Below are 12,672 nucleotides of genomic sequence, written 5' to 3'. Positions count from 1 at the left end.
GCACTTCGGTAGTACCGATCGCTATAGGGTTGGCCGACTTCGGTCAACTGGGTGACCGTGGCAGCCGTCGCTATGCGATCCAGTGCTGCCCCGCCGCTATAAGCTGAACGGCCGTTGTCGAAGTAGAGCGGGCGTTCGAATATCCGCATCAACTCATGGGCGAGCATTCGCAGGCGGCCGAACCCGGCAGTTGAGGCCTTTCGCCAGGCGCCCCATCAGCACTCAAGCCCGGAACTTCCGTAGCCGACCCGTCTCGGGCATTCGGGTTTTGGGTGCCAGACGACCGCTCTGATGGGGGAAGCGGCCGTTCGCCGCATCAGATTCTTGACCAGCATGAAGCTCAACCGGGGCGTGTCGCTCGAGGCTTCATGACTCGCATCACAGAGTGATGTTCGACGTCCTTCAAAGGGAGGTAGATTTCATGCGCAACAGGATCTATGGCCAGACTATGCGCATTTGGCCCTACAAAGCCTTCCCCCACCTTTTTCACCCCCGTTTCAGTGACCTTGAAAATCGACAGCACCCCTGCTTCGCTTGCCACATAAACCTGTGAAAGGATGGCGTCGTAGCCCAGCACGTCCGGCTCTCGGCCAACCCCAAAGTTCGCGACCATCTGCTTACTCTTCATGTCCAGTACGAGCAAGCGATCATTCCCTTCGCAGGCGATAAAGGCGAGCCTCAGCTCCGGCACAATCAGCAGCCCGTGGTTACCGGCGGTCCCCGGCAAGATAATGCGGTCCACGATCTTATCCGTGCGCGGATCAATCTCGACAAGCGACCGGCGTCCCTGGACGTTGACGAAGATGTGCCGGGTGGCCGGATCGTACTGTGTGTTACCGACGGCGCCGCCCAACTCGATGGTAGCGACACGCTGATTGGTGCGAACGTCAATCACGGTCTCCGTATTGCCAGTCTCATTGGAGACGTACAGCTTGCCAGCTTCGGGGGCATAGGCGATGCCGTCGGGATAAATACCGCCGGGTATGCGCGCCACAATCTTTAGTGCGGTTGCATCAATTGCCACGACTTCGTTTGTCGCAGCCGCTGATGCATATACGCGATTGAGTTCCGGAACAGCCAGCGTGCCGTGCACGTGACCGACATCGCCAATCGTTGCCAATATGGTTTTGGTCTTGATATCCATGACGACGACTGCGCTATCGCCAAGGTGTGCAATGAAGAGTCTTGAACTGGCTGGGTCGAGGCTAAGATAGTCCCAGCGCGTCGTGCCGCCGGGTAAGGGAAAATCACCTACATGCTGCAGCGGAAGAGCCCGGGAAGGTAGTGCTGTTGTAGCGGGAAGGCAATGAGCCGGGCCGAGCAATACGGCGAGAGCGAAGGCGATACCGGACAAGCATCTTCGCGATGGCGTTTGGTACAGATTTCGCCTCGTGTTCATCCCTGACTCCCAGCATTGCTACCGATGCACGCTGGCCTGTGCATCGAGGGCCTTCTTGACAGTGGTTGCCAGTGCTGTCGCCTTGTCCTTGCCCCAGTAATGCAAGAACATGTAGCGCGGCTGCTCGTCGATCATGTGCTGATGGATGGCAACGATATTGATGCCGCCCGATCTCATCGCTTTGAGTACTGGCTGAAGCTCGTCCTCGCGCATCACAAAATCGCCATCTACGACCGCCATGTCGTCAGTGCCGGCGAACGCCGCCCATGTGTTCACGCCCATTTCGTTGCCGAAGCTCACCCCATGCATAGTCGCTTTGGCGCCAATCACAACCTTGAACATGCCGTTGCTGGCTTGTCCCTTTTTTCCGAGGATGGCTTCCAAGGGCGCGGGACTGATTGCGTTGTTTTGCCCAATTGTGCCCGGGAACGTGGATGCCACCGAGGGACTGGCGGCCCGAATCTCTGCCACCTTGTCATACAGCTTCTTTACGCTGCCGGCGAGCTGTGCAGGGTCGCCCATGCCACTGATGTGCATGAAGTACACCCGTGGCTGGTCAAAGAAAAAGTGATTATGGAGTGCCGTAACCTGCAGCCCGGCCTCAAGCGCTGCGCTCATGGCAGGATTTACCTCGTCCTCAAAGAGAACGGTGTCTCCCATCAGCATGACCTGACGTCCACGCGCGGGCGTGAACGCTGCCCAAGAGGTCAGTCCCATGAAGGGGGGCATGGTCGTGCCATCCACCTTGATTGGAATATCCGTACGCGGCTTGGAAACCTTGAACACATTCTCGGCCTCGGAGAAGCTGCCTTTCAGGCCCGTGACTTGCTCGATTTGTGCGGTATCCATCGTCGCGCGTCGTTCTGCAGGCGCTGCCACAGCGATCGCACATGCGCCAAAAATGCTGGAAAGGCCCACAACAATTTTTTTTGCCATTCGCATGATTCACTCCGGTCACTGTTGAAGAAAGTTAGGTTGGCTCGGCGCCGATATCAGCTCAATTGAGTGGCTTGACACGCCTGAAGGCGTGCAACATGGCAAGATCGTAGCCAATCTTCAACACGCCACAGGCCAGCAATGGCGCCCCGATCCAGCCCGTCGCCATCAAGCCTCCCGCAAGAACCGGGCCGACTGCGGCAGCGAGGCTTCTGGGAACCGCTGTCAAACTCGCGGCCGCAGTGCGCTCGGCCGGCGTGACCACTGCCATCACAAACGCCGTCCGGGTCGGTACATCCATTTGCGACAACGCACTACGCATCAGCAACAGCGCCAAGGTCAGCATCAATGACGGCGCGAAGGCTGCGGCAATCAGGAAAGCACTGGAAGGGATGTGCGTGAACACCATGGTGTTCAACAAGCCGATCCTCCGTGCCAGCGGCACGGCGATGAGTTGAGAGGCTGTTGTCAGCAATCCCGTCCAGAAGAAGAACTGGCCCGCTGCTCCGGGGGACATCCCGAAGCGTTGCATCAGCCAAAGTGACAGCAAGGCGTTGACGACCAAGCCTCCTGCAAACGCATCCACGCTGAACAACATCGCTAGGTGGACGACAATGCGGCGCGACGGCCCCAGAGGAGTTGTCGCCGAGGATGACTGCGGACGCTGTTCGGGCAGTCTGGTGTAGAGCACCCAGAGAGCAACCCCGGTCGTGGCATAGGCGACGAACATCATGCGCATGGCAGCCATCATCGACCAACCGGCATGCGCAGAGATCCAGGCCGGCAGGGCCGCGGCCAGGGCGCCGACGGCAGCAGTGAAGGCGCCAATCAGGCTGTATCGGGCAAACAGCGCCGTACGCGCTTCCGGTGTCGCCGCCTCAGCCAGGCGAGCTTGCTCAAGCGGCAGGAACACGCTGACATCCCCCGAACTTGGGTTCAGGGTACCGATGAAGGCTACGATCAACAGTGGCCAGAGGGAGGACAGGCCGGCAAAGCCCACTCCGGTGATTGCCATGAGGACTGCGGCCAGGATTAGCAGACGACGTAGGGGAAAGCGGCTCCCGATCAACCCGACCAGAATGGTTGCGAGTGCTGAGCCGATCAGCGTGGCGCTGCTGATCAGTCCGACGGCAAACTGGCCAAAGCCGAGACCCAGCAGGTATGCGGGCAAGAGTACTGCCACGAACCCGTCGCACAATCCGCGCAGCCCTCGCCCAACGAGCAGCGGCATCACGCTTGTATCGATACCTGGCGGAAGCAAAAAACGGGCTAGCCTCGAGCTGACGACCGAGACGGATGTCACCCCAGTCTCGTCCAGGGCGGAATCAGTCTTCGTCCTCATCGTCGTCGGCGAGCTTGCCGTCTTCGCCAATGAGTAGCGTTGCCTTGTCAGTGCCCGAACCTAACGTGACCTCGTAGCGGGCCCTGCCATCCACCACTTGCTTTTCGATCTCGCCGATTGCGCGTCCTTTCGTCTGCTGTTTAATCGTTGTTTTGACTGGTGCGGGAACCTGTGAGATGTCGATCACCTGATGGCTGCATTTCCCGAATGGGTGCCAGTCGCAACCCGATGCGGCCAGGCCCGGCAAACTTGCCAGGGCTGTCGCAGCGATTTCACGCGCACGAGGGGACATAGCAGTTTCCTCCAACACTTTACTGATGGTCCAACGTTCCTTGCGCAATGCGTTGTCCATCGCGACGGTATTCGATCATCTGGCCATGTCGCCACACCTCGAAGCACTCTTCGGTCTTTGCGTTGAGGTATACCAGGCGCAGATTGCTACCGCGAACACTCCCAACCCCTTCTGGGCGTGGCCTTGCATAGCGGATTCGACGGTACCGTTCCGGGCAAAGCTGTCGGCCCAATGTGGTCCGTCAGTGACCATCTTCCCTGCTATCGTCTTCTTGATTTAGGCGGCGCTCAGGTGCTTGAACACCTCTTGGGCCAGGACCGCATTGATTGTGCATAGCATCGCAATTCCCACGCAAATATGGGGGGACAGGCGATTCTTCGTCCAGCCTCGTTCCGACCTCAACTTCACCTCTTTCTCCTCCCGGTCCTACTTCGCGGTGGCCCCATACGTGAACGCGTCGAACAAGGTGACGCTATCGGCCTTGGTCCATACACCCACTGCACCGGCTCCTGTGATGTGTTCGTCCGTCACTTCGATATAGCGCTTGCCATCGAGTGACACCTGGATGTGGCTTCCTGCGAATTCAGCTCGCAGCGTGTGCCAGACCCGGGTGGCGACGGGCGCTTCCTGATACCGGATTGTGTGCCGGCGCCCGCCCGTCGTGTAATACAGCGAGACGTTGTTCTCGAGCGCGTTCGCGCGTGCGACGTAGTAGGCCAGGGAATGAGCATGGTCTGTTTCATGGATATCGTCCCTTTGACTCGCTCAGGCTGGCATCTTGGGCGGCCACTTGTGCGTTTCCGCCTGGCAGTGTTGACACCATGCATACAGCGCGTCGTACATCACCATGCCGTGCTTAAGCATCTCGTGGTCGTCCGCGAATACGTGGGAAAGGCCCAGGGAGATGGCATAAAGGCCGCTCGATTGCGGTGTCAGATCTAGCCGCGAAGTATCCGCCCCGCGAACGATGCCCGCCATTTGCTGCAGGGCAGGATCACTGCCAAGGTTGTATTTGTCCAGAAACGCGTCAAAGCTGCAAAGCTCTCCCACGTGTGTAAGTTCGACGCCCGGGATGTCATACGGAATCGCACCGGTTTCATTGGCAATCCGGACGACGTCTGCCGTCGGTACGTACAGGAAGTCTGGCGTCTTGTCGATGAAGCGCGCAATCAGCCATGGACAGGCGATACGATCGATCTTGTTCCCGTGTAATCCACTGCATGACGGACTCCGCTCGTTTGTAAGGTGAAATTGAGCCTACGGCTGTACAACGGCCAGGCGCTCAGCAACCTGTTTCCAGTGGATGTTCTGCATGAAGGCGTCCACGTAGGCCGCAGCCTTGGCGCCGTAGTCCATGTGATAGGAGTGCTCGTACATGTCGAGCGCCAGAATGGGCGTGGCCCCGGCCAGCGTATGGGCATGATCCGACGCCCATTGATTGACCAGTCGCCGGTCGCGTGGGGAGTAGGTCAGCAGCACCCAGCCCGAGCCGCCGCCGAGCGCCTTGCCCATGGCCGTGAATTCGGCCTGCCAGCGCGTAACCGAGCCGAAATCGCGTTCGATGGAAGCCTTGAGATTGCCTGCCAGCGGGCCGCCATCACCGAGGTTGCCGAAGTACACCTCGTGGAGGATCATCGAGTTCGAAGCGATCAGCTCCTCGCGCTTTAGGCCGTTGAGGACAAACACGGGGGCAGTCGCCATATCCAAGGCAGCTAGCTCCGCCGTAATGGCGTTGAGGCGCTTTACCGCACCACCGTAGTTGTTTTCGTAATGGCTGACGATCAGCTTTTCCGACAGGCCTGGCAGGCTCCTCGGATCGCAAGCCAGCGGCTTCACCTGGTAGGTCATGGGATCTCCTGTGATTCAGTGATGCAGCAGCGGATAGGCCACCAGGCCGATCAAAGCCGCTCCCGCCACAATCATGGGCTCGGACAGCTTCTTGAACTTCAGCAGCAGGGCCACGGTGACCAGCGCGAGCAGCGCGGTCGGGATATCGACAATTGAGCGCTTGGCCAATACGATCACTGCCCCGGTGATGGCGCCGATGGCGGCGGCGGTGACGCCATCCACGAATGCCAGAATGGCGGGCTGCTTGCCGTACTTCTTGAAGTACGGCGCAGGCAGGACAGTGAAGAGGTAGCAGGGCAGGAAAGTCGCGGCGGCCGCCACACAAGCCCCTGACAGACCTGCCACGAGATAGCCGATGAAGCCGACCGTGATGACGACCGGCCCGGGTGTGATCATGGCCACCGCCACGGCGTCCACAAACTGCTTGTCGTTCAGCCAGTGGTGTTCGGTGACGACACCGCCGTACAGGAATGGCACGATCGCAAGCCCCGAACCGAAGACGAACGCGCCGGCCTTGGCAAAGAACACGCCGATCTGTGACAGGAGTGGCCAGTCCAGCGTACTGGCCATACCGCTGGCCGCCGACAGCGGTGTTGCCGCCAGCGCATTGAGCTTGCCTTGACGCAGCCACTTGGGCGGAGCGCGCCAGAACCAGGCCAGAACACCGGCCGCGACGAACAGCCAGGCTACCTCCGATTCGGTAATGACCGTGACTGCGACGAGAACCAGGTAGATAAACCACAGCAGCTTGTCCTTGCCCACGCTCTTCTTGGTCAGCTTGTGGGCGCTGATCGCGATGATGCCGATCACTGCCGCGCCCACGCCATAGAAAACCGACTGCATCCAGGTCAGGCCGCCGAAGCGCACGTAGGCCCAGCCGAGCGCCACCACCATCAGGAACGATGGCAGCACGAAAGCGATGCCAACCAGCGTGGCGCCCAAAATTCGGAAGTGGACATAGCCGAGGTAGATCGCCAATTGGGCCGCCAGCGGGCCCGGAGCCAGTTGCGCCAGCGCGAGGCCCTCCTTGTAGTCGGCATCGGTGATCCACTGTCGCGCGTCCACCAGGTCCCGGTGCATATAGCCGGCGAGCGCAACCGGACCGCCGAAGCCCAAAGTGCCGAGTCGCAGGAAGTACATCACCAGTTGCCGCAAGGTGTATCCAGGGCGTTCGTGCGGTGAATGGACCGGGGAGGTATCAGAGGGTTGGGTCATCTCGTGTCGTCTAAAGGGGAATCTGAACGTGGCTGGATTGGTAACGACCTAGCGCTTGGGGTCGCCCAGCGCCGTCCCTGATACTGGGTGGGGTCGCGCCGCGGGATACTGCCCGCCACGCCATGCGGCTCACCCGGGGACAGCAAGATGTCGATGGCTGCGTTGAAATCGCGCCATTGCGCTTCGGCGCGGGCGGACGACTCGTCGGGGAAAAAATCGATCTTGCGGATTGCGTCGAACCCCCGGCCGTGCCGGCGAGCCACGCGCAGCAGCGCCGCTTCTTCCGCTCCACCCAACGTCGCACGGGCGTCGGAAAGCTCCGCCATCCAGGCTGCGTATTCGGCAGTCCGGTCGAACAGTGCGCGATACTCGGCTTCAGCGGACAGCATCCAGACTTTGCCGTCCTCGCTGGCCGCGTCCTCGGCCAGCGCTTGTAGCTGGGCTCGCTGGCCCGGGAGGTTGGGCAAGAGATAGGCACCATCGCGCAACGACGTGCTGCCCAACGACTTGATGCCGTGCCACAGCCGCATGCGCGGCGTAGCGGCGGAGGTCGGCAGACTGACGACGAGTAGTAGCCATGCGGCTTCGGCAATAGAGGGACGAGCAGTCATGTGCCCAGCTTAGTTGGGCGTAACCACCCCTGCAACGTTGTAGAGGTCTCTACAAATGCCAGTGCTGGAAGCGAGGCAGACCGGATATTTTTGAAGGTACAGCAAGGGGAATGGTCTTCGGGCGTCGCGAATCCGACGACTATCCATTTCCACGCTGGTAGGCACCCTGGTCGGCATTGCCGTCGCGATAGCCGGTGTCTACGTCCACGCATTCGAAGAGGATCGACCCACCGATCTGCATGAGAAGCTCCACGAGGCGATGCCACTGGACGCAAACGAACGGGAGGGTCAAGCTGCCCTCCGGCACGTGGATCGAATGGGGCGGTCAGTTCCAGAACCTGCAGGCCGCTACCAAGCGGCTGGCGCTGATCGTGCCCGCATGCTTTTTGCTGGTCGCGATTACGCTGTATATGGCCATCACGGTACTGACAGCCGTGCCCCTGGCGCTGGCCGGTGGAGTCTTCGCCCTCATGCTGCGAGGCATTCCTTTCTCGATTTCGGCGGCCGTGGGCATCATCGCGGTGTCAGGCGTGGCCGTGCTGAACGGACTGGTCCTTATCTCAGCTATCCATCCCAATACAGCGGTCATCGAGGGTGCCATGGAACGGGTTCGGCCGGTACTGATGACGGCGGCTGTGGCTTCGCTCGGCTTTGTGCCGATGGCCATTGCTACAGGGGCCGGCGCAGAGGTCCAAAAGCCCCTGGACCGTCGTAATCGGGGGACTTATTACCGCCACCGCTTTGACATTGTTCGTGCTACCCGCCATTTGTGGCATGGTGCTAAGGCGGCGGGCCGCCGACGGCACCGAAAGTGCAAGGGGTGCTGGTAGCGTAATCCTTCAAATCTATCCGGACGTGTCTGATACGGCACGACAACGTAACCCCGGGTTCATCAACCTCATTCGCCAATGTCTATTCGTACTGCGTCCCCGGCGTTACTGGCCGCCTTGCTTTTCGGGGCAAGCACTCCGCTCGCGAAGGCGCTAACCGGCTCAGTATCTCCCCTCCTGCTGGCGGGCCTGCTATATCTTGGAAGTGGCATTGGGCTGGCGCTGGTGCTTGCTATCCGGAAGATCTTGGCCGCGCCAGACCCGGGAAGCGATCAAAGCGGTATTCCGCGAGGCGAGGTACCGTGGTTGATCGGCGCAATCCTTGCGGGAGGTATCGCGGGGCCCGCCTTGTTGATGTCCGGACTCGTCTCAACCAATGCCGCCTCGGCATCGCTGCTCCTGAACGTGGAGGGCGTGTTCACGGCCGTTATCGCGTGGGTAGTGTTCAAGGAAAACGCGGATCGCCAAATCGTCCTCGGCATGGTCGCCATCGTGGCCGGCGGCCTGCTGCTTTCGTGGCAGCCAGGCAGCCTGCAGATCTCGCCCGGTGCGTTGCTTATCGTTGGCGCTTGCCTGTGCTGGGCTATTGATAACAACCTGACGCGCAAGGTGTCCAGCAACGATGCACTCCTCGTTGCATGCCTGAAGGGCCTTGTCGCAGGGCTGTGTAATTCGGCCCTCGCCCTCATGCATGGGGCGGTCTTTCCACCGGTCATGACTTTGGCGGGGGCGCTGATGGTCGGATTTGCGGGATACGGTGTGAGTCTCGCGCTGTTCGTGGTCGGCTTGCGCGTGTTGGGAACCGCTCGAACCGGGGCATATTTCTCCATTGCTCCCTTGTTTGGAGTCCTGATTTCGTTTGTGATCTGGCCGGAAGCGCCAGGTATTGCGTTCTGGGCTGCTGCGGCTCTTATGGCCCTGGGCGTGTGGCTGCATTTGAGAGAGCGTCACGAACACGAGCATATCCATGAGCCACTGGCGCACAGTCACTCGCATCGGCACGACGCGCATCATCAGCATAAGCACGACTTCCCGTGGGATGGCAAAGAGCCCCATAGGCACTGGCATGAGCACGAGATCATGGTGCACAAGCATCCGCATTATCCGGACGTGCATCATCGCCACACGCATTAGAGTGGCATTGCCCCTTGTCCTGTGCGCTGGGATGAGCGACCGTTCTTGATCTACTCGGTCATCGAAGGCTTGGATGCCGAGTGACTCAAACTGGCTGCCGATTTGCTGCCGTTCGACCAAGGGAAGGCGTTGGCCGTAGTCGGGCCAGGAGCGGCCCTTCACGCATTTTCCATTGTGACCACTCGGGCGGCCGCCCTTGGCCCGCCGTTGCAGGCCTATTCGAGGCAACCAGTTGGCGCGGAGCGAGCGAACTGCGAAAGGCTGGGGCAGCTCGCTCCGCGCCTGCTGGCCCAGTCTTCGATGGCGGGGGCAGGTCCCGACCCGTCGGGTACCAAAGTGGAGCGGTGGCTCTGCGATGTCGCCAGCGGCTGGCCGCTCCGAGGGAAGTTCGCCGGCGCTGCGGCGAATCAATGCCTGCCCTGCATGCATGGCGCCGCGGTCTCGAAGGCTGATGTCGACATGTAGCGGCCCGCCGGGTAATAGTCGCCCATCACCTCGCGCTCATCGCCCGGCTTTGAGATGGCCTGTACCGCATGGGGAAAATCCGTTGTCCCAAGCATGTGCCGCAGTTGCACCACCGAGACATCGGCGTCGCCAGCGCCATCCCCGTCATCTGCCATTGGCAGCCAGGCAATGCCACATTGTGCGATTGCATTGCTCGGACGGTCTTCCTTGCGGCTCACTACGATAGTGTAGAAGCCATCCGGACCAACCGGCACCTGCTCATCATAGACGCAGCCATTTACCCGTGTATTGGCAAAGCCCTGGTTCGAGCACATGGACCAGTACCTGAGTTCGCCCGTGCCCATCACCGCTTCCCCGTTGGCGGTGCGCGGCGTGGTTGGCGCCTTGCCGCGAATGACGAACACCTTGCCCAGCTTGCGGTTGACGATGGTGCGGATGTACTGGTTGTCAAGGTTCGGATAGAAGCCCCCAGTACTCTTCTTTGGGCTGGCCAGCGGTTTCCCGGTGTACAGGCTGTAGAGATATTCTCGGTCGTACTGGATATTCCAGGTGGGCGGGTTGGTTGCCGGATACGCAGGCTGATTCTTCTCCCTGCCTACCTCCCGGGCGATGGCAACAAGTTCGCGGTATTTCTCCCTCGGGACCGCGAGCGCTGCCGGATCGATCTGCATCGGCTGCTGGGCGCGCAAGGCAGGACACGCCGCATCCCCCCTCAGCACCTGGCCGTCCGCGAGTGTCAGCACGGGAATGGGCAGTCCGACGCCTCCAGTCTCGTCCATTTGCTTGTCTCGCGCATAGATGCGATAGAGGAGTTGCTGTTGACCGGATCCGTACTTCGGGGCGTGCAATGTTGTGCGCTGCTGCCCGAGCAGGTTCATGCCCACAGGCTGGTCGGCCGGAGGCGCTGCGTCAACTACCGTCAGCGAATATCCTCGTGCTTCGGCATTGCGATTTGCCCCGGGCAGGAAGGGATTCACCGCACCCGCTGCGGGCCTGATCAGATAGTCGGCAACCGATTCGACAGGAACGCCGGCGCCGTCATAGCTGATCAGCGACATATACCGCGAGTGCGGAAAATTGCCCTCAATGGAAAGCCTCGCGCCCTCGGGAATTGAGAACGTCGCGCTCCAGTAAAACGTGGCGGCATCAGGGTATGCGATATTAATGTACGGATCGGCACTGACCGGGCCACGCGACCAGAAGCAACTGCGCGGGCCGGGCGCCACATTTTTGGCAACATCCGCGACCGCAGCCCCATCGGACCTCGACGGCCGCGATTGCGCGGCTACCGTGCCAACTGCGCCGCAGGCAGCGGCAAACGCCAGTGCCATGGCGATTCGGCGGCGGACTTGATGGGATGCGGCCGAATTGACCGATCTCGAACCAGAATGCTGTTTCACGACTCGTCTCCTTGCTGTTGTCAGGCGTTCCGGCCAGCATGGCCAGACTGGAGGGGATGCTACATTTGAAGGGCCCTGCCACTTGTCGCCCAGGCGACAACTCATCTCTTTTCTTGTCCATGCCCACCCCTGGTGACTTCACTGATCAAGAACTCCGACGCGTCCTTGTAAGCAATGCGTGGTTTGCGAATCTGCCCGCAGCCTTGCAGGACAAGCTCATTTCCCGCGGGACAGTGCGCACCTTCACCAAGAGGGCGGTGATTTCCGCGCAGGGAAGTACGCCTAAGAGGCTGTTGCGAAATTAGTTCATGCAGGGCTTTAGCCTGCTCCAGCAAATCAATGAACAGGCAAGTGACAGGAAGGCTTCGTGGACATGGGCATATCGTTCGTATCGAATTTTCAAGCGCCTGAAGGAGTGGAGCCAAGCAATCGAGCGCTCCACGACCCAGCGCGTTTTGCCGAGTCCACTGCCGTGAGGCGAGCCGATCTTGGCAAGCACGGGCGTGATGCCGCGCTTGCGCAAGCGCTGTCGGTGTGGCTCGGAACTGTAGCCCCGGTCGCCTTGGACAATTTTCGGCTTGCGCAGAGGGCGTCCGTGCTTTCCGCGAATGGGAGGTATCGCCTCGACCAGCGCATCGAGTTGCGTGATGTCGTTGCAGTTCGCGCCGCTCAGGATGACCGCGAGCGGGATGCCTTGGGCGTCGACGATGAGGTGATGCTTGCTGCCGAGCTTGCGCCGGTCCGTTGGGTTCGGGCCAGTTTTTTTCCCGCCAGCATGGCGCGAACCGAGGAACTGTCGACAATGGCGCGCGCCATGTCGAGTTGGCCGCGACGGCGCAGTTCGGCCAATAGTGTCTCGTGGATGCATTGCCAGACACCAGCTTCCTGCCATGCAACCAGCCGCCGCCAGCAGGCGGTGCCCGAGCCACAGCCCATCTCTTGCGGCAGTAGGTTCCAGGCGATGCCAGAGCGCAGAACGAACACGATGCCAGTTAGCACCGCTCGGTCCGGCGTCGGCTTGCGCCCTGCATATCGGCGGTTGCGTGGCGCTCGCGCCGGCAGCAACGGTTCGATGAGTGACCACAGTTCGTCGTCTATCAGTTCACTGGGCATCGCTTCCTGTCAGGCAAAACAAGACAGGAAGTTAACACTGGCTCGAAAAAGTTAACAGACCCTATGGGTAATTTCGCAACAGCTTCT

At 60.5% G+C, this 12,672-nt stretch carries 9 protein-coding genes and 3 pseudogenes; 2 read left to right on the top strand and 10 right to left on the bottom strand.

The annotated features are described in order from the left end of the window. Nucleotides 1-340: 340 nt before the first annotated feature. The 8 genes and pseudogenes from AC3FKG_RS28115 to AC3FKG_RS28080 form a co-directional block, all read right to left on the bottom strand. Nucleotides 341-1,399 (bottom strand): YncE family protein, encoded by a 1,059-nt coding sequence (locus AC3FKG_RS28115; RefSeq protein ID WP_488744712.1) that lies wholly within the window; start codon nt 1,397-1,399, stop codon nt 341-343. Between the two features lie 18 nt (nt 1,400-1,417). Next, nucleotides 1,418-2,341: a DUF1259 domain-containing protein gene (locus AC3FKG_RS28110; protein ID WP_488744711.1), complete on the bottom strand. Its 924-nt coding sequence runs from the start codon at nt 2,339-2,341 to the stop codon at nt 1,418-1,420. 55 nt (nt 2,342-2,396) lie between these two features. Then, a complete protein-coding gene (locus AC3FKG_RS28105) occupies nt 2,397-3,566 on the bottom strand; it encodes an MFS transporter (RefSeq protein ID WP_483714476.1) in 1,170 nt (389 codons plus the stop codon). Between the two features lie 94 nt (nt 3,567-3,660). Further along, entirely contained in the window at nt 3,661-4,029 is a 369-nt protein-coding gene (locus tag AC3FKG_RS28100; RefSeq protein WP_483713642.1) for a PepSY-like domain-containing protein, read from the bottom strand. A gap of 705 nt (nt 4,030-4,734) precedes the next feature. Next, nucleotides 4,735-5,191, bottom strand: a pseudogene (locus AC3FKG_RS28095) (chromate resistance protein ChrB domain-containing protein). A 35-nt stretch (nt 5,192-5,226) separates the two neighbouring features. Next, nucleotides 5,227-5,817: a superoxide dismutase gene (locus tag AC3FKG_RS28090; protein WP_488744710.1), complete on the bottom strand. Its 591-nt coding sequence runs from the start codon at nt 5,815-5,817 to the stop codon at nt 5,227-5,229. A 15-nt stretch (nt 5,818-5,832) separates the two neighbouring features. Beyond that, nucleotides 5,833-7,032 carry a chromate transporter gene (locus tag AC3FKG_RS28085; RefSeq protein WP_488744709.1) on the bottom strand — a complete coding sequence of 400 codons (1,200 nt, stop codon included), beginning with the start codon at nt 7,030-7,032 and terminating at the stop codon, nt 5,833-5,835. 59 nt (nt 7,033-7,091) lie between these two features. Then, nucleotides 7,092-7,643 (bottom strand): annotated as a pseudogene (locus AC3FKG_RS28080) (chromate resistance protein ChrB domain-containing protein); the annotation flags it as partial. Nucleotides 7,644-7,930: 287 nt separating this feature from the next. Between AC3FKG_RS28080 and AC3FKG_RS28075 the strand changes: the two are divergent. Both AC3FKG_RS28075 and AC3FKG_RS28070 read left to right on the top strand, forming a co-directional pair. Then, a pseudogene (locus AC3FKG_RS28075) lies at nt 7,931-8,435 on the top strand (efflux RND transporter permease subunit); the annotation flags it as partial. Nucleotides 8,436-8,551: 116 nt separating this feature from the next. Beyond that, nucleotides 8,552-9,607 carry a DMT family transporter gene (locus tag AC3FKG_RS28070; RefSeq protein WP_488744708.1) on the top strand — a complete coding sequence of 352 codons (1,056 nt, stop codon included), beginning with the start codon at nt 8,552-8,554 and terminating at the stop codon, nt 9,605-9,607. 407 nt (nt 9,608-10,014) lie between these two features. Here AC3FKG_RS28070 and AC3FKG_RS28065 read toward each other — a convergent pair whose 3' ends face one another. Together AC3FKG_RS28065 and AC3FKG_RS28060 are read right to left on the bottom strand one after the other, a co-directional pair. Beyond that, nucleotides 10,015-11,472, bottom strand: coding sequence for a hypothetical protein (locus tag AC3FKG_RS28065; protein ID WP_488744707.1), 1,458 nt, complete (start codon nt 11,470-11,472; stop codon nt 10,015-10,017). Nucleotides 11,473-11,773: 301 nt separating this feature from the next. Continuing rightward, a protein-coding gene (locus AC3FKG_RS28060) for an IS5 family transposase (RefSeq protein WP_488743105.1) occupies nt 11,774-12,585 on the bottom strand; the annotation gives its coding sequence in 2 pieces (ribosomal slippage) (nt 11,774-12,246 and nt 12,246-12,585; 813 coding nt in all). Between the last annotated feature and the right edge of the window lie 87 nt (nt 12,586-12,672).

Source organism: Cupriavidus sp. 22TCCZM04-2 (genome assembly GCF_057798895.1).
This window is presented reverse-complemented; position numbering and strand designations above follow the sequence as displayed.